Source organism: Bradyrhizobium sp. USDA 4504, from assembly GCF_054063995.1.
Genome location: NZ_JBSSGV010000001.1, coordinates 6,113,353 through 6,134,101, shown reverse-complemented (window position 1 = coordinate 6,134,101; position 20,749 = coordinate 6,113,353). Strand labels below are relative to the sequence as shown.

The following is a 20,749-nucleotide window of genomic DNA, read 5'->3' as shown; positions in this document are numbered from 1 at the left end:
GTGCCGCCCGAATTGGGGAATTCGTCGTGATTAGCAAGAACCGCCTGACCCCCTCGGGATGGGCCATCATTGTGCTGGGCGTATCCGCGCTGGCGCTCGGCGGCTGCGGCCGCAAGGGACCGCTCGACCTGCCGCCGACCGCGAACGTCGCGCCGGGCGCGGCACCGAGCGACACCGAGAGCGAGCGGGCGGCGCAGCCCAGCGTGTTCAATCCGACCTATGGCTCGGAGGCCGCGCCGGCCGCGCCGCGAGGCAATAAACGGCCCTTCCTCCTCGATCCGCTGCTCGGCAATTAGTATTTAAAAGCGTGTCATGAACCATTTCGACTATCGCAACGGCGTGCTGCATGCCGAGGCGGTCAATCTCATTGAGCTGGCGGAGGCCGTCGGCACGCCGTTCTATTGCTATTCGACCGCGACGCTGGAGCGTCACTACCGCGTCTTCACCGAAGCCTTCGCCGGCGAGAAGGCGCTGGTCTGCTACGCCATGAAGGCGAACTCCAATCAGTCGGTGCTGCGCACGCTGGCCAAGCTCGGCGCCGGCGCCGACGTGGTATCCGGCGGCGAGTTGAAGCGGGCTCTGGCGGCCGGCATTCCGCCCTCGAAGATCGTGTTCTCCGGGGTCGGCAAGACCGAAGGCGAGCTGCGCGCCGCGCTCGCAACTGACATCCTCTGCATCAATATCGAGTCCGAGCCGGAGCTCGAGATGCTGTCGCGTCTCGCGGTCGAGATGAAGAAGACGGCCCGCATCTCGGTGCGGGTCAATCCCGATGTCGACGCCGGCACCCATGCCAAGATCTCGACCGGCAAGTCCGAGAACAAGTTCGGCATTCCGATCGCCCGCGCCCGCGAGGTCTATGCCCGCGCGGCAAAGCTGCCGGGCATCAAGGTCACCGGTACCGATGTGCATATCGGCAGCCAGATCACCGATCTGGGCCCGCTGGAGGTCGCTTTCCGGCTGCTCGCCGAATTCGTGCAGACGCTGCGCGCCGACGGCCACGACATCTCGCATATCGATTTCGGCGGCGGCCTCGGCATCCCCTACTACATGGATCGCGCCGCGCCGCCGGCGCCGGACGCCTATGCGGCGATGGTCAAGCGCGTCACGCACAATCTCGGCTGCACGCTGATGTTCGAGCCGGGACGCATGATCGTCGGCAATGCCGGCATCCTCGTCACCCGCGTGATCCATGTGAAGCCGGGCGATGCCAAGAACTTCGTCATCATCGACGCGGCGATGAACGACCTGATCCGGCCGACGCTGTACGAAGCGCATCACGACATTCTGCCGGTGCGCCAGCCCGCGCCCGGCACCCCGACCATGGTCGCGGATGTAGTCGGCCCGGTCTGCGAGACCGGCGATTACCTCGCGCTCGATCGCGCGCTGCCGCAGCCGAAGGCCGGCGATCTGCTGGCGATCATGACCGCCGGCGCCTACGGCGCGGTGCAGTCCGGCACCTACAACACGCGGCCTCTGGTGCCCGAAGTGCTGGTCAAAGACGACCAGTACGCCGTGGTCCGCCCGCGCATCGACGTCGACGCCCTGATCGCGATGGACAAGCCGGCGCCGTGGCTGTGATGGCCGGTGTCGCGCTTCACTAACGGTGTCGTCCCTGCCTAGTGCGCAATTGCGCACGGGAGCAGGGACCCATAACCACCGCTCCTGATTGTTGTCCTGAGCTGGGGCCGCAGCTCAGCTAAACCACGAAGTCCTGTGGTGATGGGTCCCGGGTCGCGCGGAGCCTGTCATCGGGCGGCGCTTCGCGCCGACCCGTTGGCTTGCCCGGGACGACAGCGTTTATTTCGGCGAGAGCGTTACTTCGCGGCGTGCGCGCCGCCTTTACCGCCGCCGACGATCACGCCCGCGGCCTTCTCGATCGGCTTGATCGCCGCGGTGAAGTCCGACTCCGGTCCCTCGTCGCGGATGATGACTTCCCAGAGCCGGCCGACCGCCTCGGCGATTTCCATCGACAGCCCGAGCGCGCGCATTTCCTCGACCGCAAGCCGCACGTCCTTCACCATCAAGCCGGTGGCGAAGCCGAAGTCGAAGCTGCGCGGCAAGACCGAGCGCGGAAACTTGTCGCGGCTCGCGGTGTTCAGCCCGGAGCCGGCATTGATGACGTCGATCATCACGGCCGGATCGAGCCCGGACTTGACACCCATCACAACAGCCTCCGAGGTCGCCACCATCGCGGTCGCCGACAGGAAGTTGTTGGCGAGCTTCATGGTCTGGCCGGAGCCCGGCTTGGTGCCGATGAAGAACACCTTGCCGATGACGTCGAGCGCGCCCTTCACCAGTTCGAAATCGGCGCGCGGGCCCGACACCATCACTGCCAGCGTGCCCTTCTCGGCGCCGGCGACGCCGCCGGAGACCGGGCTGTCGATCTGCACGATGTTCTTCTTGGCCAACAGCTCGTGGATCTTCACCGCCATCCGCGAGCCGACGGTGGAGAGGTCGATGAAGCGTTTGACGCGCGTGCCCTCGATCACGCCGCCCGCGCCGGTCGCCACCTCGAGTGAGGCCTGCAGCGAGGGCAGGCTCGCCATCACGGTCTCGACGCGGTCGGCGATGTCCTTGGGCGAGGTTGCGGCCACCGCGCCGAGTGCGACCAGCCTGTCGAGCGCGTCCTTGCTGGTGTCGAACACGGTGAGCTTGTGGCCGGCCTCGATCAGCCGGCGTGCCATCGGGAAGCCCATCTTCCCGAGGCCGATGAATCCGATTTCCATGAGTCGTTTCCTCTATGTCGTTGTGTGCGATATGCGCGCCTCCCACACGATGTCGTCTCTGCGAAAGCAGGGACCCATAACCCCAGGACTAAGTTGTTTGGTGCAGTCGGGGCCACAGCCGTCGTAACCACGACGAGCTGTGGTTATGGGTCCCGGCTCGCGCTTCGCTTGGCCGGGACGACAACGAGTGGAGCTCGCTCACGCCTTGTTGTCGAGTTCGGCGAACACCTCGCGCGCGATGCGGAAGCTGTCGACGCCGGCGGGGATGCCGGCATAGATCGAGACCTGCATGAAGATCTCGCGGATTTCGTCGCGGGATACGCCGTTGGTCAGCGCGCCCTTGATGTGGGCCTTCAATTCGTGCGGCCGGTTCAGGATCGAGATCATGGCGAGGTTGAGCATGCTGCGGGTCTTGCGCGGCAGTTCCTCGCGGCCCCAGACCGCGCCCCAACAATATTCGGTGACCAGTTCCTGGAATGGTTTGTTGAAGCTGTCCGAATTCTTCAGCGCATTGTTGACATAGGCTTCGCCCAGCACCGCCTTGCGGATTTCAAGCCCCTTGTCGTGCGTTTTTTGGTCCATATCGCGTTCCTCATGCGTTAATGCGATGGTTCGGCCGCGACGTTACGGGGTCGAACCGCCGCAGTCACGCCTTCGTGTTATGCGTATTTCCCGGTGTGGGTTACGTCCTGGAACGGGTGCCTCAAAGCCGCCGCCGTGCTAGGCTGACCTGCCGGCTACCCCGGAGATTTTATTGAGCGGAGCCAACATCGACCCCTCTGACCCGTCACGCGCCGTCCGCGACAGCGATGCGATCGCGCGGCTGAAACTGACAGAGGCTCTGCAGCGGGCAAGGTTCGCGATTGGGTGGGAACGGGCTTGGCCGCATCTGGCCCGGTTCCTGACGGTCGCAGGATTGTTCCTGGTCGCGTCCTGGGCCGGGCTGTGGCTGGTGCTGCCGTTTGTCGCACGCGTGGCCGGCGCCGGCCTGTTCGCGATTGCCGCGCTCGCGGCGCTGTCGCCGCTGGTGCGCTTCCGCTGGCCGAGCCGCGAGGAGGGCCTGAGCCGGCTCGACCGCGGCGCCGGCATTCGCCATCGTCCGGCGACCACGCTCTCCGACACGCTCACCAACAAGGACCCGTTTGCGCTGGCGCTGTGGCAGGCGCAGCGCGAGCGCACGCTGGCCTCGATCAAGCGCATCCGCGCCGGGCTGCCGCGGCCGCGCGTGTCGCTGCACGACCCCTGGGCGCTGCGCGCGCTGGTCATCGTGATGCTGGTCGCGAGCTATGTCGCCGCCGGCGACGAGCGCGGCCTGCGGGTCGCCTCCGCATTCGACTGGAACGGCATCATGGCGCCGGCCAATGTCCGGGTCGATGCCTGGGTGACGCCGCCCAACTACACCGGCAAGCCGCCGATCATTCTGTCGAACGCCAACAAGGACGCCAACGCGGCGGACACCACCCCGCTCGCGGTTCCGGCCGGCAGCACGCTCCTGGTACGCTCCAGCGGCGGCAGCATCGACGTCGTCGTCGGTGGCGGTGTTACCGAGGTCGCGCCGGACGGGCAGGCGCCCAAGGGCACCAACGAGCGGCATTTCAAGATCACCGGCGACGGCACCGCGCATGTCCGCGCGCCGGCCGGCCAGCCGCAATGGAAGTTCACTGCGACGCCGGACCGCCCGCCGTCGATTGTGCTCGCCAAGGATCCGGAGCGGCAGGCGCGCGGCGCGCTGCAGATGTCCTACCGGCTCGAGGACGATTACGGCGTCAGCGAAGCGCGCGCGCAATTCGCGGTGCGGCCGACCGATGCGCCGAAGGAGGCTGACGGCAAGAAGGATGCCGACGGCAAGGCGGCGCAACCACGGCCGTTGTTCGAGCCGCCGCAATTCGCGCTGGTGCTGCCGAATGCGCGCACCCGCAACGGCGTCGGCCAGACCGTGAAGGACCTCAGTGAGGATCCCTATGCCGGCGCCGACGTGACCTTGACGCTGACGGCCAAGGACGAGGCCGGCAATGAGGGCAAGAGCGAGCCGTTCAACATGCGGCTGCCGGAGCGCCTGTTCACCAAGCCGCTGGCGCGCGCGCTGATCGAGCAGCGCCGTATCCTGGCGCTCGACGCCAACCAGAACGGCCAGGTGTTCGCCGCGCTCGAGGCGCTGATGATCGCGCCCGAAATGTTCATGCCGGAGACCGGCTATTACCTTGGCCTGCACACCGTGAGCCGGCAGCTCGAGGCGGCGCGCACCGACGACCAATTGCGCGAGGTGGTCGCCAGCCTGTGGTCGCTCGCCGTCACCATCGAGGACGGCAATATCTCGGACGTCGACAAGGCGCTGCGCGCGGCGCAGGACGCGCTCAAGCAGGCGCTCGAGCGCGGCGCGACCGACGAGGAGATCAAGAAGCTCACCGACAATCTGCGCGCCGCGCTGGACAATTTCCTCCGCCAGATGGTCGAGCAGTTCCGCAACAATCCGCAGCAGCTCGCCCGGCCGCTCGATCCCAATGCCAAGGTGCTGAGCCAGCAGGATCTCAAGAACATGCTCGATCGCATGGAGCGGCTGTCACGCTCCGGCGACAAGGATGCGGCGCGGCAGCTGCTCGAGCAGATGCAGCAGATGCTGGAAAACCTGCAAATGGCGCAGCCCAATCAGGGCGACGACGACATGCAGCAGTCGCTCAACGAGCTCGGCGACATGATCCGCAAGCAGCAGCAATTGCGCGACAAGACCTTCAAGCAGGGCCAGGATTCCCGCCGCGACCGCATGCGCGGCAAGCAGGGCGAGCAGTCGATGGGCGACCTGCAGCAGGACCAGCAGGCGCTGCGCGACCGCTTGAAGAAGCTGCAGGAAGAACTCGCCAAGCGCGGCATGGGACCGGACCAGCGCGGCCAGAAGGGCCAGAAAGGCCAGGGTCAGAAGGGCGACCAGGCGCAGCCGGGCGATCAAGGCGGCGACCAGGGCGATGACGGCGATGACGGGCTCGACCAGGCCGATTCCGCGATGGGCGATGCCTCCGGGCGGCTCGGCGAGGGCAATGCCGACGGCGCGGTGGATTCGCAGGGCCGTGCGCTGGATGCGCTGCGCAAGGGCGCCCAGAGCCTCGCCGACGCGATGCAGCAGGGCGATGGCGACCAGCCGGGCGACAGCCCCGGCAACCGCGCCGGCCGCCAGCAGAGCGGCGGCAACCAGACCGATCCGCTCGGCCGCCCGTTGCATGGCCGGGAATTCGGCGACGACTACACGGTGAAGATCCCCGGCGAGATCGACGTGCAGCGCGTCCGCCGCATCCTCGAAGAGCTGCGCCGCCGCCTCGCCGATCCGTCGCGGCCGCAGATCGAGCTCGACTACATCGAGCGGCTGCTGAAGGATTATTGAGCGCCTCGTCCTTCGACTGTCGTCATCCGTGAAAGCTCGTGCCTACTCACGAGACATCGGCGCTTTGAATCGAACGGCCACGGCCACCTGTATGCCGCGCTTCCACTGGAATGACGCGGAATCTGCACGACGGTCGTAAGCCTGCGGACGTCAGCTTCTGCGGGCTACGCGCCCCGTATTCCAATCGGTGCGATCGGGACCGGGTGTCGTCCGCCCGTTGCGCACAATTTTCCTAAAATTGTCGGGTTCCCGTTGGTGCGCATTTAAGTCGCTTGCGTCACCTTACTTCGGAAAATTGGCAAGCGTCTCAGGAGAGCACATGAGGCACAGCCGTTTATTCATTGCATCGTCATACCGGCCATTGGGTATTACTCGCCGGCACCAACATCAGACCAGCTTGGTTCGACAATTCGTTCGAGACCAGTCGGGCAGCTATGTGATCATTTCAGCGCTGCTCATGCCGGTCCTGGTCGGCACGGCAGGGCTGGGTACCGAAGTGGGATGGTGGTACTACAAACATAAGAACATGCAGAGTGCCGCCGACTCCGGCGCGGTGAGCGCCGCAACGGCGGCAAGTGCAGGCGCCGACCTTTTGTCCGAAGCCAATGCGGTCACGGCAAACTACGGTTACGCGAACGGGGCGAACAACGTCACGGTCAGGGTGAATCAACCGCCGAAGACCGGCAGTCAGACGTCGAACCTGCAGGCGGTCGAAGTCATCGTGAGCCAACCGCAACAGCGGTTGCTGTCAGCCTTGTTCGGCTCGGCCCCTGTGCCGGTCACCGCGCGCGCGGTCGCGCTGCCGAATTCCGGGACGGGCTGCGTGCTTGCGCTCAACGCCAGCGCCAGTCCCGCGGTCAACGTGAGCGGCGGCAACCAGCTCAACCTGATCAAGTGCAACCTTTACAGCAACTCGGGTGCAAGCCCATCGCTCAACGTGGCCGGCAGCGCGACGGTCGCCGCCAATCAGGTCGGCGTCGTCGGCGACGTCTCCGGCACCAGCAACATCACGGCCACCAACGGCGTCAAGACGCATGTGAAGCCAATGGCTGACCCGTATGCGAACGTCTCTCCGCCGTCGAAGCCGAGCTGCACGAACGCCAAGATTACGGTCAATTCCAACGGAAAGACGAACTCCCTCAGCCCCGGCTGCTACTCGGGCAGTATTACGGTGAACGCCGGCGCAACGCTGAACCTCGATCCAGGCATCTATTACCTGGACGGCTCGAACTTGAGCGTCGCGGGCAACGCCACCATCACGGGCAGCGGCGTGACCCTGGTCTTTACGGGCTCGGGAAGCAAGTGGGGCACGGCTTCGATCGGCAGCAACGCGATCGTCGATCTGACGGCGCCGACCTCCGGCTCCACGAAGGGCATCGTCATGTATGGCGACCGCAACATGCCGGCCGGGACTACCTTTAATCTCACGGGTGGTGCCACCCAGAACTTCGGCGGCGCCATCTACCTGCCGAAGGCCGACCTCAGCTTCGGCGGTGGCAACGGCACAAGCACATCATGCACCAAGATCATCGCGGACACGCTGACGTTCAGCGGCACGTCGAACCTTCAGGTCAATTGTTCGGCGCTCGGCACCGCGACGATAGGCACGCAAACCGCGCAACTCATCGAGTGAGGTTGGCCCCGATGCAAATCCAGAGATCCTCATCCAACAGCCGTGGTCGATTGGTTTTCTCTCTGACGCGGCTTGTGCGCACCGCCGTTCACGACAGGGGCGGCGTCGCGGCCATCGAATTCGGGATCATGATCCCGTTGCTGTCCCTGATGGTCGTCTCGGTAACCGACATCGGACTCGCGCTCTATCGCAAGATGCAGGTCGAGAATGCCGCGCAGGCGGGAGCGCAATACGCCATCGTGCGCGGCTTTGACGAGACTGGCGTCACCAGCGCCGTAACAGCCGCCACGAATTCCACAGCCATCAATGCTTCGCCCAAGCCGTACCAGTTTTGCGGGTGCCCGACCAGTTCGGGGGTCAGCACCGTCAGTTGCGGTGCGGTCTGCCCCAGCGGCGCGCAGGCCGGAACATATGCCATGGTTTCGGCGCAAGGGACCTACTACACGCTGATCAATTATCAGATTGTGGCGGCCACCTACACCTATAGCGCCCAGTCCACTGCGAGGCTGCAGTGAAACTCACACCGCTATGGCGGGACAATCGAGGGGCCTCCGCGCTGGAATTCGCCCTGACCGCTCCCGTGTTCTTCCTGTTCATATTTGGCATCATCGAATTCGGACTGCTGTTCTGGACTCAGCTCGGGCTGCAGCACGGCTCCGAAATGGCGGCGCGTTGCGCGACCGTCAACAGCACGCTCTGTCCAAGCGGCAGCGCCATCACGAATTACGCCGCGCAGCAGGCGTTCGGCCTCACGCTCCCGGCGCAGACATTCACCTATTCCACGTCAGCCTGCGGCAACGTGGTCAGCGCGAGTTATGCATTTCAATTTGCGCAATTTCTCAATCTGTCCCCGGTGACGCTGACCGCCCGGGCATGCTTTCCGAGTTGAGCTCGTAACCCTAGTGTCCCGAATCCGAAGTTCGCATCATTTGCCGCACCTTCGGAGCGAACTTCGGATTCGATAAAGACACTAGCAAATTTATGATTCTAGTGTGCTTTATGAATGCGAAGTTCGTGAAAGTGGCTGCCGCGAAATCGCACGAACTTCGCATTCAGCACACTAGCCGGCCTTCCGCGCCGCCAGCGCGTCCGCGACTGCGGTGCGGATATCGGCCACCGAGAACGGTTTCGTCACCACGTCATGCACGATCGCCTCGAGGCCGGAGGCGCGTTCGCGCTGATGGGCGAAGCCGGTCATCAGCAGGATCTTCAGCGCAGGGAAGTCGCGCGCCGCGGTCAGCGCCAGCGCGATGCCATCCATCACGGGCATCTGGATGTCGGTGAGCAGAAGGTCGAACGCGCCTTCGTCGCGCGTCAGCACCTCCAGCGCCTCGGCGCCGTCCTGCGCGGTCACGGTTTCGTGGCCGTCCATGGCGATGGCGCGCGCCACCAGCGAGCGCATTGAGTCTTCGTCGTCGGCGATCAGAACACGCGTCATGGTGATTGGTCGGTTCCCGATGGAGTTGGCCGGCGGCTCACGCGCGGCCGCCGGTGAGATCACGCTTGTTGAAGAAGCGTACGTCGATATTGCGGCCTTCGGGCGGCGGCGAGGCGAGGCGCGACTTGAAGAAGGCCCGCTCGCCGGGATTGAGCACCGGCTGCTCCAGCACGGCGTTCCAGGCATAGATTTCGGCGCCCTGGGCGTCGCGGACCGAGAAGCGCAGCCGCGGCAATTCGACCGGCTTCCTGGTCTGGCCGACGATCATGCCCTCGATCACCAGCACCGGCTTGCCGTCCACGGTCTCGTTGGTGATCTTGAGATCCTTGAAGGCGAGCCCGCGCAGATTCACGTCGAGCCCGGCCATCTTGTAGAACAGCGCGGTCTGCGGCAGCAGCCGCACCACGTCGTTGCGCCAGACGAACAGCGCGATGATCAGCGCGGCCATGGCGCCGCAGGTGGTCGGCAGGGCGCCGATCACCGGCATGAACGGAATTCGGGGCAGGGCGGGCAGGCGGAACAGGCGGGGAAGCCGGGGCAGGCGGAAGCGGCCCCTGGTTCCCGCGTCCCCGGCATGGGCCACTGCATCCGCCTCGGCCAGCGCCGGCCATTCCGTGTCGGCGTCGCTGCCCTCGGTGGGCAAATCGGCCGAAATCGAGGGGCTCTCGACCATCGGGGTCGCGTCAGCCTCCTCCCGGCCCACGGCCTCCCATTCGGCGGCGAGGTCGGATCCGGCGGACTGATAGGCCAGAGTGGGCGCGGTCGCCCCGATGGCGTCCTCCGGCCGGGCCAGCCAGACCTCCCGGCAGCGGGAACAACGGACGGTACGTCCGGCCTCGCCAAGGGTGGCCGGATTGATGGCGTAGGATGTTGTACAATGCGGGCAGACAATATGCATGGAGGCCGAATCTCCACCGTGTGGATGCCCGGATGCTACTTAGCGACCGTTAACGAATCGGAAACCATAACCGAAGCACAAGCTTTCTGTGCGGTTCGCGGGCGCTCGGCCGGGGTTCGGGCCGTCTTCGCCGTCGGTGTAGGGTATTGGGCCATCGGCCCTCTCGAACGGAGCTAGCGCATTGGTTCGGTTCGAAAATGTCGGTCTGCGCTACGGGCTCGGCCCGGAGATTTTGCGCGACCTCTCGTTCATGATCCCGGCGCACTCGTTCCAGTTCCTGACCGGGCCGTCGGGCGCGGGCAAGACCTCGCTGCTGCGGCTGTTGTTCCTGTCGTTGCGGCCGACCCGCGGGCTGGTCAATCTGTTCGGCAAGGACGTCTCGCTGCTGAGCAAGGATCAGGTCGCCGACCTGCGCAAGCGGATCGGCATCGTGCTGCAGGATTTTCGCCTGCTCGATCACATGACCACCTATGAGAACGTCGCGCTGCCGTTCCGCGTGATGGGCCGCGAGGAATCGAGCTATCGCCGCGAGGTGATCGATCTCTTGAAATGGGTTGGCCTCGGCGAGCGCATGGACGCGCTGCCGCCGATCCTGTCGGGCGGCGAGAAGCAGCGCGCCGCGATCGCGCGCGCGGTGATCTCGCGGCCGCAACTGCTGTTGGCGGACGAGCCGACCGGCAGCGTCGATCCGACGCTCGGGCGCCGCCTGCTGCGGCTGTTCATCGAGCTCAACAAATCCGGCACCGCGGTCATCATCGCGACCCACGACATCACGCTGATGGATCAATACGAAGCGAGGCGGCTGGTGCTGCATCAGGGACGGCTGCACATCTATGAATAGGAGCGGCGACGAGAAAGTGTCGTTGGTCGATCTCGGGCGCGAACGCCCGCAGGTCCCGGCCACTGCGCGCAACATGTCGCCGATCGTGCCGCGGGCGTCGATTTCGGGCCGTGCACTGGTCGCGGTCGTCGCGATCATGACCTTCCTCGCCTCGCTGACGACAGGCACCGTGCTGCTGGTCAGCGCGTCAGCCGCCGAATGGCAGTCGGAAGTATCGAGCGAGATCACCATCCAGGTGCGCCCCTCGCCGGGCCGTGACCTCGATCGCGACGCGCAGGCCGCGGTGGACGCTATGCGGGCGCAGCCCGGCATTCTCGAGGTCCGTCCGTTCAGCAGGGAGGAATCCGCCAAGCTGCTGGAGCCGTGGCTCGGCAGCGGGCTCTCGATCGACGAACTGCCGGTGCCGCGCGTCATCGTGGCGCGGGTGCAGCCCGGCACCACGCTCGATCTCGCCGGCTTACGCGCGCGGGTGACGCAGGCGGCGCCGACCGCAAGCGTCGACGATCACCGCGCCTGGATCGAGCGCATGCGCTCGATGACCGGCGCCACGACGTTCGCCGGCGTCGGCATCCTCATCCTCGTGATCATCGCAACCATCATCTCGGTGTCGTTCGCGACCCGCGGCGCGATGGCCGCCAACCGCCCGATCGTCGAGGTGCTGCATTTTGTCGGCGCCGGCGACAGCTTCATCGCCAACCGCTTCCTGCGGCATTTCCTTCGGCTCGGCCTCGAAGGCGGGCTGATCGGTGGCGGTGCGGCGATGCTGGCGTTCGGCTTCTCCGAGTCGATCGCCAACTGGTTCTCCGGCACGCCGGTCGGCGACCAGTTCGCGGCCCTGCTCGGCACGTTCTCGCTGCGTCCGTCGGGCTATCTGGTGCTGGCGATGCAGGCGGTGCTGATCGCGGCGATCACCGCGTGGGCATCGCGGCGCACCCTGTTTGCCACGCTCGACGACATCGACTGACGGCGCTGCGAAACTCGAAATCATGGCGCCGCCTCGTGATCGCATTTCGTCGCCCAGGTGTGATTTCGCGCGCGTGCACGCGGCACTGGTCCCGGGGAAAACCGGTTTCCACTTTTCCGGATCATGCTTTAAAATCGCCCGGGGGGAAGGATAACCGCATCACATGAGTTTGCAGTCCGACGATACGTCGCCGAATGGCTTTGCCGCGCGCCCGCGCGGCTGGCTGCGCGCCGTTATCGTCGCGCCGCTGGCGCTTGCCTTCGTCGCCGCGGCGGTCGGCTTTGTCGGCTTCCTCTCGCAATTGCGCGGCGTCGAGACCGACCCGCCGCAAAATGCCGACGGCATCGTGGTGCTGACCGGCGGCTCGTCGCGGGTGTCCGACGCCATGGAACTGTTGGCCGCCGGCTACGGCAAGCGTTTGCTGATCTCGGGCGTACATCCGACCAACGACGCCAGCGACATTTCTCGCTCGGTGCCGGACAGCAAGGGGCTGATGAGCTGCTGCGTCGATCTCGACCGCTCGGCGCTGAACACCCGCAGCAACGCGGCGGAGACGCGGCGCTGGGCGCGCGAGCGCGGCTTCAAGTCGCTGATCGTGGTGACCTCGAACTACCACATGCCGCGGGCGATCGTGGAACTGTCACATGCGATGCCCGACGTCACGCTGATCCCGTTCGCGGTGGTCGGCGACAAATGGCGCGACGAGCCGTGGTGGACGAGCGGCGCGACGTTCCGTCTCTTGCTATCGGAATACGCCAAATATGTCGCCGCCGAGATGCGGGTGCGGCTGGCCGGTCTCGGCCTCGACCTGACCTCCGATCTCGCCGAGCCGGCTGCCGCGCCGCGCCGCCCGGCGACGGCGCAGGCGAATTGATGTATCAGGCACCGTCATTCCGGGGCGATGCGCGGCATCGAACCCCAATTCGTAATTGCGAATTGTGGAATCTCGAGATTCCGGGTCTGGTGCTGACGCACCATCCCGGAATGACGGTGTAAAGGATAGTGTTGAGAGAATGACTTCAATCTTCCTGCGCTCGCTGATCTTCAACGTGCTGTTCTATCTCGTGCTGGTGGTGCTCTGCATCATCGCGCTGCCGGCGCTGCTGTTGCCGCGGGGGGCGTTGATGGCGCTCGAAGTCGCGTGGGCCAACACCAGCCTGTTCCTGATGCGCGTGATCTGCAACATCAGGATCGAGTTTCGCGGGATCGAGAAGATACCGAGCGGGCCGCTGGTCGTCGCCTCGAAGCACCAGTCGTTCTGGGAGACGTTCGCGCTGGTGCGCTTCTTCGAGCATCCGCTGTTCATCCTGAAGCGCGAGCTGATGATGATCCCGGTGTTCGGCTGGTACCTCAAGAAGGTCGGCATGATCTCGGTCGAGCGCGGCGGCGGCCCGCGCTCGCTGATCAAGACGCTGAAGCGCGCGGCGGCCGAGGTGAAGCTCGGCCGGCAGCTTGTGATCTTTCCCGAGGGCACCCGTACCGCACCAGGGGCGCCGCCGAACTACAAGGCCGGCGTCGCGCAGATCTATGCCGAGAGCGGCGTGCCGTGCCTGCCGATCGCGCTCAATTCCGGGCTGTTCTGGCCGCGCCGCACCTTCATGCGCTATCCGGGGACGCTGGTGGTCGAATTCCTCGATCCGCTGCCGCCGGGATTGCCGCGCGATGAGTTCATGGCTCGCTTGCGCGACCAGATCGAAACCGCCACCACCCGCATCGTCGAGGCCGGCCGCGCCGAGCAGGCGAAATTGTTCGGCGGTGTGCCGAACGCGGCGAAAGGGTAGGGCGCAGCACAAGCCCTGGTGCGGTTGCTGCCGGGAATTTCGTGCGCGCGGTTTCGTCGGTCCCTTCAGAAATCGTCATGCCCGGGCTTGTCCCGGGCATCCACGTTTTTGGTTCGGCCTGAAGCAAGACGGTGGATGGCCGGGCACAGGCAAGCCGAAGCGATGCCGTCCTTCGGGCGGCTGCCCGGCTCATGACGATGCGGAGAGTTACCGTATCGCGAAAGGCGTCGCCATCACTGACCGGCCGCCGCGTCGGTGTTGAAGGTCTCGCCTTGCGGCACCCAACTCTTGCCGTCGAACGTCGCGATCTGCATCTGCGTGAACGGCGCATAGCGGTCCGGCCGCGTCGAGATAGCGATGCCGGGCAGCAGCAACGGCGCAACCACCTTGTTGAGGTTGGTTGCCTGCTTCAGCAAATTCTCGCGCGTCAGATCATCGCCGCACATCTCGATGACCTTCACCGTCATATAGGCCGAGATGTAGCCGGTGACGTTGCTGCCGTCGGCGATGTCGCCTTGCGGATACCACTTCGCCAGGAATTCCTTGAACTCCTTCACGTCGGCGGCGTTCTCCCAGGTGGGATCGGTCGGCGTCTTGAACGCCAGCGCGGTCAATAATCCCTTCGAAGCTTCGATGCCGGCCGGCTCCATGACGCCCTTGATCGATGAGGAGACGCTGACCACGTAGTTCAGCGGTTTCCATCCGAGCTCGTAGACCTTGCGTATCGCCTGCGCGCCGAACTTGGGCGTCGCCATCGTGAACAGCGTGTCGGCGCCGGAGGCTTTCAGGGAGACGATCTGCGAATCGACCGTCGGATCGGAAACCTCGTAGGTCACTTCCTTCACGATCATCGTCTTCGCCTTGTCGCCGAGGCCATCCTTCAGCCCCTTGACGTAATCCTTTCCGGCATCATCGTTCTGGGAGAACACGCCGAGCTTCGCGTCGGGCTTGTTCTTCAACAGATATTTGGCGAAGATCATGCCCTCCATCTGGTAGGGCGGATAAAGCTGGGTGGTCCACGGGAAGTTCTTCGGGTCGTCCCATTTTGCCGCGCCCGTCGAAATGAAGATCTGCGGGACCTTCTTCTGGTTCAGATACTTCTGGATCGCTGAATTGGTCGGCGTGCCGATGGTGCCTATGATCGCCAGCACCTCGTCCTGTTCGACGAGGCGTCGCGTCTGCTCCACGGTCTTCGGCGGCGAATAGGCGTCGTCCAGTGAAATCAGCTTGATCTTTCGGCCGTTCACGCCGCCCTTCGCGTTGATCATCGCGTAGTAGGCCTCTTCGAGACGCCCCTGGGTGCCGTAGGCGGACGCCGGGCCGCTATAGGGCATGGTCTGGCCGATCTTCACCTCGGTATCGGTGACACCGGGGCCGTATTTCTTGTCGGCGAGGGCAGGTTGGGCGGTGGCGAGCATCAGCGCGCAGAACACTGCGCGTGAGTAACGAAACGTCATGGCGAATCTCCCCAAGTATCGGCCACGCTCTTCGGCGTGTGCCGTGGGGCTGATGATCGCTGCTCCACCCTGCACGTCAAGTGCGACAGCTCGGCGCGCGGGTGCCGTCGTACCGCTGTGCGTCCGGGAGCGGTGAAGCAAGCGATGTCAGTGCGGAAAACTCACCGCATCACGAACGGATTGGCCGGCACGTCCGTCGCGGTCGAGATCCAGACGCTCTTGGTCTCCTGATATTCGCGGACCGCGTCGATGCCGCTTTCGCGGCCGACGCCGGAGTGCTTCATGCCGCCGAACGGCATCATGTAGCTGATGGCCCGGTAGGTGTTCACCCACACGGTGCCCGCGCGCAGTTGCTTCGGCACGCGGATGGCGCGCGCGAGATCCTTGGTCCAGATGCCGGCGGCGAGGCCGTAGATCGTGTCGTTGGCGATCCGGATGGCGTCCTCCTCGGTGTCGAAAGAGATGATCGACAGCACCGGTCCGAACACCTCCTCGCGCGCGATCCGCATGGTGTTGTCGACGTCGGTGAAGATGGTCGGTTCGACGAACTGGCCGCCCTTGATGCCGTCGCCGGTGGCCGGCTTGCCGCCGAGCAGGCAGCGCGCGCCCTCGGCCTTGGCGATGTCGATATAGTCGAGCACCTTCTTGTACTGCGCCGGCGTCGTGATCGGGCCGACATTGGTGTCGGACTGCATGGGATCGCCGATCTTGGCGGACTTTGCCAGCTCCAGCACCCGCGCGACGAATTTTTCCTTGATCGAGCTCTGCACCAGAAGGCGCGATCCCGCGATGCAGGTCTGCCCCGTGGCAGCGAAGATGCCGGAGATCGCGCCGGCCGCGGCGGCGGTGAGGTCGGCGTCCTCGAACACGATGTTGGGCGACTTGCCGCCGAGCTCGAGCGAGACGCGCTTCAGGCTCTTGGCTGCGGTCTCGTAGACCTTTGCGCCGGTCGTATCGGATCCCGTGAAGGTGATCTTGGCGACGCCGGGATGGGCGATCAGCGCGGAGCCCGCCTCGGGACCGAAGCCGGTCACCACGTTGAAGATGCCGTCGGGAATTCCGGCTTCCTTGGTCAGCGCGGCGAATTCCAGCGTGCTGGCCGAGGTGAATTCCGACGGTTTGACGACCACGGCGCAACCAGCGGCGAGCGCGGCGGCGCACTTCCAGGCGACGAACAGCAGCGGCGAATTCCAGGCGGTCAGCGCCGCGACCACCCCGACCGGCTCATGGGTCGTGTAGGCAAAGGTCTCCGCCTTGTCGATCGGCACCAGGCCGCCCTCGAGCTTGTCGACGAGCCCGCCGAAATACCACCACCACTCCGGATGGTAGCGCAACTGGCCGAGCATCTCGGCCATCAGCTTGCCGTTGTCGCGCACCTCGATCTCGGCAAGGCGCTCGGCATTGGCCGCGACGAGGTCGCCGAGCTTGCGCATCACCTTGCCGCGTGCGGAGGCCGTCATCTTCGCCCAGGGGCCGCGCCACATCGCCTCATTGGCTGATTTCACCGCCTTGTCGGCGTCGGCGGCCGTGCCGCGCGGAATCTTCGCCCAGGCCTCGCCGCGATAGGGATCGATGCTGTCGAACCATTCGCCATTGGCGGGGTCGACATACTGGCCGTTGATGTAGAGCTGATAGGTTTTCATGACATCCTCCCGCAAGGCGATGGTTCTGGTTGGCGGAACGCTATCACGCATTGCGCGACGCCGTCATAACGCAGTCGCGTGAGCCGGGTTGCAGCCGAGGCGGGCCGCTATCGGCCATGCGGCGCGGCAAGCTCGGCCGCGATGATCGCGCCGAGCGCCATGTCGCTCTGTTGTCCGAAGCCATGATGCACGACGTTGCCGTCGCGGCCGATGAGGATGCTGGTCGGCGTTCCCTGCATGCCGTAGCGCTGCATGGTGACCGGGATCGGCGTGCCTTCGCCGGCCTCGTCGACGCCGATCGGGAAGGTCAGCCGGTACTCGTGGATGAAGGCTTCCAGCGACACCTCCGTCATCGCCGCGTGGTGCTCGAATACGGTGTGCAGCCCGATCACCTGCAGGTCCGAATGCTTGAACAGCTCGAACGCGCGCTGGGTCTGCGGCGTGCCGTGCGCGACGCAGCCGGGGCACAGCATCTGGAACGCGTGCAGCAGCACCGGCCGGCCGCGCAGCCCAGCCAGGGTCAGCGGCTCGCTGGTGTTGAACCAGCGCGACGCGGCGATATCAGGTGCGAGAGTCACAGATCGGTTCCTTGCGTCCGCTCACGGCGCAAGGTTGGCAACATCGATACCGGTCTGTCAACGACCGGCGGCGCTTGATGCCGCGGCCCGGCGTGCGCGGCGCGCGGCGCGGCGGCGCTGGGTCCAGAGCCTGGCACGGTCGAGATAGAGATAGACCACCGGCGTCGTGTAGAGCGTCAGGATCTGGCTCAGGATCAGGCCGCCGAAGATCGCGATGCCGAGCGGCTGACGCAGTTCGCTGCCTTCGCCGAGGCCGATCATCAGCGGCACCGCGCCGAACAAGGCAGCCAGCGTCGTCATCATGATCGGCCGGAAGCGCATCAGGCAGGCCTCGTAGATCGCATCGCGCGACGACAGCCCGCGCTGGCGCTCGGCATCGAGAGCGAAGTCGATCATCATGATGGCGTTCTTCTTCACGATGCCGACCAAGAGGATCACCCCGATCATGCCGATGATGTCGAAATCGGTGTGCGACAGCATCAAGGCCGCCACCGCGCCGACGCCTGCCGAGGGCAAAGTGGAGAGGATGGTCAGCGGGTGGATGTAGCTCTCGTAGAGCATGCCGAGCGAGATGTAGATCGTCGCCAGCGCGGCGAGGATCAGGAACAGCTCGTTCGCCAGCGCCTGCTGGAAGATTTTCGCGGAGCCCGCAAACCCGCCGGAAATGCCCGCGGGCATGCCGAGCGCGTGCATCGCGTTCTCGATCGTGGTGGTCGCTGTGCTCAGCGAGACGCCCGGCGGCAGGTTGAACGAGATGGTACTCGAGACCAGGAGATCCTGGTGGTTGACGGAAAGCGGCGTCTCGCCGTGCTCGAAGCTTGCGACGCTCGACAGCGGGATCATGGTCTCCGCGCTGGTGGAGACCGCGGTACCGGTCGATGCGACGCCCTTTCCGGTGGCGCCGATCGAATTGGTGGCCTGGTTGCGCACCACATTGGCGGCGACCGCGCTGACCGAGCTTTTTTGCGAGGACGAGGCCACCGTGCCGGCCACGGCATTGGTGCTCTGCGTGCCGCTCGCCGAGCCGCCCGAGGTCGAGATATAGACCTCCTTGAGGGTCTGCGGGTCCTGCGAGAAACGCGGCGCGACCTCCATGATGACATGATACTGGTTGCGCGCGACGAAAATGGTCGAGACTTGGCGCTGCCCGAACGCGTCATAGAGCGTGTTGTCGAGCTGGCTGACGGTGATCCCGAGCCGGGAGGCGGCGTCGCGATCGATGATCAGATTGGCTTGCAGCGCCTTGTTCTGCTGGTCGCTGTTGACGTCGGCGAGCGTCGGCTCCTTCTGCAATGCCGCGACGAGCTTCGGCGTCCACTCGTTCAGCTCCTCGAAGGTCGAGCCCTTCAGCGTGTACTGATACGCCGCATTGCCCGAGCGTCCGCCGGCGCCGAGGTCGCCGATCGATTGCAGGAACAGCGTGGCGCCCGCGACGCTTGCCAACGGCTCGCGCAGCCGCTCGATCACCTTGTCGGCGCGCAGCCGGCGCTCGTCCATCGGCTTCAGCGAGGCGAACACGGTGCCGGTGTTGGTGCCGCCGGGACCCACGCCGCCGCCGCCGGTGAAGCCGACCGCGGTGTCGACCGCCGGATCCGACTTCACGATGTCGATGAACTGGGTCAGCTTCTGCTGCATCAGCTGGAACGAGGTGCTCTGGTCGGCCTGGATCGAGCCGACCAGCAATCCGGTGTCCTGCTGCGGCACGAAGCCCTTGGGCACCACCTTGTAGAGATGGAAGTTCAAATAGAGCGTCGAGCAGAGGATCAGCATCACCAGGAGCGGATGGCGCAGCGCGAGGCCGAGCGTCGCGCGGTAGCCGTTCAGCATCAGCTCGAAGATGCGTTCGCTGATCCGGTAGATCCGGCCGTGCGGCCGGCCCTCCTCCTTGCGCAGCAGTACCGCGCACATCATCGGCGTCGTGGTCAGCGAGACCACCAGCGAGATCACGATCGCGATCGTGATGGTCATGGCGAATTCGCGGAACAGGCGGCCAACCAGGCCGCCCATCAGCAGGATCGGCACGAACACCGCGATCAGCGACACGCTCATCGACAGCACCGTGAAGCCGACCTCGCGGGTGCCGACCAGCGTGGCCTCGAGCCGCGACAGCCCGGCGTCCATGTGCCGGGTGATGTTCTCCAGCACCACGATGGCGTCGTCGACCACGAAGCCGGTCGCCACCGTCAGCGCCATCAGCGAGAAGATGTCGAGCGTGTAGCCGAGTAGATACATCACGGCGAACGTCGCGATCAATGACACGCCGACCGCCACCACCGGGACCAGCGTGGCCCGGGCATTGCGCAGGAAGGCGAACACCACAAGGATCACCAGCGCCACCGCGATCAACAGCGTGATCTCGACGTCGTGCAGCGAGGCCCGGATTGTCTTCGAGCGGTCCATCGCGAGGGTGATGTCAACCGCAGGCGAGACCGAGGCCTTCAGCTGCGGCATCAGCCCTTTCACGGTGTCGACCATCTTGATGATGTTGGCGCCCGGCTGCCGGTACACGATCATCACGACGGCCGGCTTGCCGTTGGAAAGGCCGAGCGTGCGCACATTCTCGACGGAATCGATCACGTCGCCGACATCGGTCAGGCGCACCGCCGCGCCGTTGCGGTAGGCGACGACCAGCGGCCTGTAGTCGGCCGCCTTGCGGGCCTGGTCGTTGGCGTAGATCTGGTAGCGCTGGTTGCCGACGTCGATGCCGCCCTTCGGGCTGTGCGCATTGGCGCTCGAGAGCGCGGCGCGGACGTCCTCGAGCCCGATGCCGTATTTGTACAGCGCCGGCGGGATCAGCTCGACGCGCACCGCCGGCAGCGAGCCGCCGCCGACCGAGACTTCGCCGACGCCCTCGACCTGCGACAACTTCTGCGCCAGCACGGTCGAGGCGGCGTCATAGAGCTCGGCCGGCGTCAGCGTGTCCGAGGTCAAGGTGTAGATCAGGATCGGCGCCGAGGCCGGGTTGAACTTGCGGTAGGTCGGGTTGGCGCGCAGGTTGGTCGGCAGGTCCGCCCGCGCCGCGTTGATCGCCGCCTGCACGTCGCGCGCAGCGCCGTTGATGTCGCGGTCGATATCGAACTGCAGCGTGATGCGGGCAGAGCCGAGCGAGGACACCGACGTCATTTCGGTGACGCTGGCGATCTGGCCGAGGTGGCGCTCGAGCGGGCTTGCCACCGTGGAGGCGACGTCGGCCGGGCTGGCGCCGGGCAGGGTCGCCTGCACCATGATGGTCGGGATGTCGACGTCGGGCAGCGGCGACACCGGCAGCTTGAAGAACGCAATGATGCCCGCCACCACCAGTCCAAGCGACAGCAGCGTGGTGCCGACCGGCCGTCGGACAAAGGGGGCGGAGAGGTTCATCGAATTTGCGAGCGCTGTTTGCGGATCAGCTTCTATCCGTCCGCGCCGGGATGCAAA

18 protein-coding genes are annotated in these 20,749 nt (G+C 65.5%); 10 read left to right on the top strand and 8 right to left on the bottom strand.

Annotation, left to right across the window (positions count from 1 at the left end; genetic code table 11):
* Positions 1–26 precede the first annotated feature (26 nt).
* Positions 27–296, top strand: a complete 270-nt coding sequence (lptM, locus tag ACVMB1_RS28955; RefSeq protein ID WP_057017758.1) for an LPS translocon maturation chaperone LptM — start codon at positions 27–29, stop codon at positions 294–296.
* A gap of 16 nt (positions 297–312) precedes the next feature.
* Positions 313–1,578 carry a diaminopimelate decarboxylase gene (gene lysA, locus ACVMB1_RS28950; RefSeq protein ID WP_057017759.1) on the top strand — a complete coding sequence of 422 codons (1,266 nt, stop codon included), beginning with the start codon at positions 313–315 and terminating at the stop codon, positions 1,576–1,578.
* A 236-nt stretch (positions 1,579–1,814) separates the two neighbouring features.
* Here lysA and ACVMB1_RS28945 read toward each other — a convergent pair whose 3' ends face one another.
* Positions 1,815–2,726, bottom strand: a complete 912-nt coding sequence (locus tag ACVMB1_RS28945; protein ID WP_076827435.1) for an NAD(P)-dependent oxidoreductase — start codon at positions 2,724–2,726, stop codon at positions 1,815–1,817.
* A gap of 198 nt (positions 2,727–2,924) precedes the next feature.
* Complete coding sequence (locus tag ACVMB1_RS28940) at positions 2,925–3,308, bottom strand: carboxymuconolactone decarboxylase family protein (protein WP_018268955.1); 384 nt, start codon at positions 3,306–3,308, stop codon at positions 2,925–2,927.
* Positions 3,309–3,480: 172 nt separating this feature from the next.
* On the opposite strand from ACVMB1_RS28940, the gene ACVMB1_RS28935 reads away from it, so the two are divergent.
* From ACVMB1_RS28935 to ACVMB1_RS28920, 4 genes are all read left to right on the top strand, one after another.
* Positions 3,481–6,099 (top strand): TIGR02302 family protein, encoded by a 2,619-nt coding sequence (locus ACVMB1_RS28935; protein ID WP_076827437.1) that lies wholly within the window; start codon positions 3,481–3,483, stop codon positions 6,097–6,099.
* Between the two features lie 397 nt (positions 6,100–6,496).
* Positions 6,497–7,732: a pilus assembly protein TadG-related protein gene (locus tag ACVMB1_RS28930; protein ID WP_229191842.1), complete on the top strand. Its 1,236-nt coding sequence runs from the start codon at positions 6,497–6,499 to the stop codon at positions 7,730–7,732.
* 74 nt (positions 7,733–7,806) lie between these two features.
* On the top strand, positions 7,807–8,247 hold the full coding sequence (locus ACVMB1_RS28925; protein WP_141340959.1) for a TadE/TadG family type IV pilus assembly protein: 441 nt from the start codon (positions 7,807–7,809) through the stop codon (positions 8,245–8,247).
* Complete coding sequence (locus ACVMB1_RS28920; protein WP_244558795.1) at positions 8,244–8,621, top strand: TadE/TadG family type IV pilus assembly protein; 378 nt, start codon at positions 8,244–8,246, stop codon at positions 8,619–8,621. Before ACVMB1_RS28925 ends, ACVMB1_RS28920 begins: the two co-directional genes overlap by 4 nt.
* A gap of 171 nt (positions 8,622–8,792) precedes the next feature.
* Here ACVMB1_RS28920 and ACVMB1_RS28915 read toward each other — a convergent pair whose 3' ends face one another.
* Complete coding sequence (locus ACVMB1_RS28915; RefSeq protein WP_016845302.1) at positions 8,793–9,170, bottom strand: response regulator; 378 nt, start codon at positions 9,168–9,170, stop codon at positions 8,793–8,795.
* A gap of 37 nt (positions 9,171–9,207) precedes the next feature.
* Positions 9,208–10,068 carry an MJ0042-type zinc finger domain-containing protein gene (locus tag ACVMB1_RS28910; protein WP_076827438.1) on the bottom strand — a complete coding sequence of 287 codons (861 nt, stop codon included), beginning with the start codon at positions 10,066–10,068 and terminating at the stop codon, positions 9,208–9,210.
* A gap of 181 nt (positions 10,069–10,249) precedes the next feature.
* On the opposite strand from ACVMB1_RS28910, the gene ftsE reads away from it, so the two are divergent.
* The 4 genes from ftsE to ACVMB1_RS28890 all read left to right on the top strand — a co-directional run bounded on the left by ftsE (position 10,250) and on the right by ACVMB1_RS28890 (position 13,654).
* Positions 10,250–10,909 carry a cell division ATP-binding protein FtsE gene (ftsE, locus tag ACVMB1_RS28905; protein ID WP_016845305.1) on the top strand — a complete coding sequence of 220 codons (660 nt, stop codon included), beginning with the start codon at positions 10,250–10,252 and terminating at the stop codon, positions 10,907–10,909.
* Positions 10,902–11,873, top strand: a complete 972-nt coding sequence (locus ACVMB1_RS28900; RefSeq protein WP_057017877.1) for a cell division protein FtsX — start codon at positions 10,902–10,904, stop codon at positions 11,871–11,873. Before ftsE ends, ACVMB1_RS28900 begins: the two co-directional genes overlap by 8 nt.
* A 163-nt stretch (positions 11,874–12,036) precedes the next feature.
* Positions 12,037–12,747 (top strand): YdcF family protein, encoded by a 711-nt coding sequence (locus tag ACVMB1_RS28895; protein ID WP_076827440.1) that lies wholly within the window; start codon positions 12,037–12,039, stop codon positions 12,745–12,747.
* A 139-nt stretch (positions 12,748–12,886) separates the two neighbouring features.
* Entirely contained in the window at positions 12,887–13,654 is a 768-nt protein-coding gene (locus tag ACVMB1_RS28890) for a lysophospholipid acyltransferase family protein (RefSeq protein WP_057017876.1), read from the top strand.
* 233 nt (positions 13,655–13,887) lie between these two features.
* Here the strand turns inward: ACVMB1_RS28890 and ACVMB1_RS28885 are convergent, their stop codons facing one another.
* From ACVMB1_RS28885 to ACVMB1_RS28870, 4 genes are all read right to left on the bottom strand, one after another.
* Entirely contained in the window at positions 13,888–15,111 is a 1,224-nt protein-coding gene (locus tag ACVMB1_RS28885; protein ID WP_057017875.1) for an ABC transporter substrate-binding protein, read from the bottom strand.
* 161 nt (positions 15,112–15,272) lie between these two features.
* Positions 15,273–16,754, bottom strand: coding sequence for an aldehyde dehydrogenase (locus tag ACVMB1_RS28880; protein WP_057017874.1), 1,482 nt, complete (start codon positions 16,752–16,754; stop codon positions 15,273–15,275).
* 107 nt (positions 16,755–16,861) lie between these two features.
* Positions 16,862–17,332, bottom strand: coding sequence for a peroxiredoxin family protein (locus ACVMB1_RS28875; RefSeq protein WP_076827442.1), 471 nt, complete (start codon positions 17,330–17,332; stop codon positions 16,862–16,864).
* Between the two features lie 57 nt (positions 17,333–17,389).
* Positions 17,390–20,692, bottom strand: a complete 3,303-nt coding sequence (locus ACVMB1_RS28870) for an efflux RND transporter permease subunit (RefSeq protein WP_076827444.1) — start codon at positions 20,690–20,692, stop codon at positions 17,390–17,392.
* Between the last annotated feature and the right edge of the window lie 57 nt (positions 20,693–20,749).

Coding starts and splice junctions, on each gene's coding strand:
- ACVMB1_RS28910 (WP_076827438.1), bottom strand. CDS start 10,068: ATGCATATTGTCTGCCCGCATTGTACAACATCCTACGCCATCAATCCG.
- ACVMB1_RS28945 (WP_076827435.1), bottom strand. CDS start 2,726: ATGGAAATCGGATTCATCGGCCTCGGGAAGATGGGCTTCCCGATGGCA.
- ACVMB1_RS28880 (WP_057017874.1), bottom strand. CDS start 16,754: ATGAAAACCTATCAGCTCTACATCAACGGCCAGTATGTCGACCCCGCC.
- ACVMB1_RS28885 (WP_057017875.1), bottom strand. CDS start 15,111: ATGACGTTTCGTTACTCACGCGCAGTGTTCTGCGCGCTGATGCTCGCC.
- lysA (WP_057017759.1), top strand. CDS start 313: ATGAACCATTTCGACTATCGCAACGGCGTGCTGCATGCCGAGGCGGTC.
- ACVMB1_RS28915 (WP_016845302.1), bottom strand. CDS start 9,170: ATGACGCGTGTTCTGATCGCCGACGACGAAGACTCAATGCGCTCGCTG.
- ACVMB1_RS28895 (WP_076827440.1), top strand. CDS start 12,037: ATGAGTTTGCAGTCCGACGATACGTCGCCGAATGGCTTTGCCGCGCGC.
- ACVMB1_RS28940 (WP_018268955.1), bottom strand. CDS start 3,308: ATGGACCAAAAAACGCACGACAAGGGGCTTGAAATCCGCAAGGCGGTG.
- ACVMB1_RS28870 (WP_076827444.1), bottom strand. CDS start 20,692: ATGAACCTCTCCGCCCCCTTTGTCCGACGGCCGGTCGGCACCACGCTG.
- ACVMB1_RS28900 (WP_057017877.1), top strand. CDS start 10,902: ATGAATAGGAGCGGCGACGAGAAAGTGTCGTTGGTCGATCTCGGGCGC.
- ACVMB1_RS28890 (WP_057017876.1), top strand. CDS start 12,887: ATGACTTCAATCTTCCTGCGCTCGCTGATCTTCAACGTGCTGTTCTAT.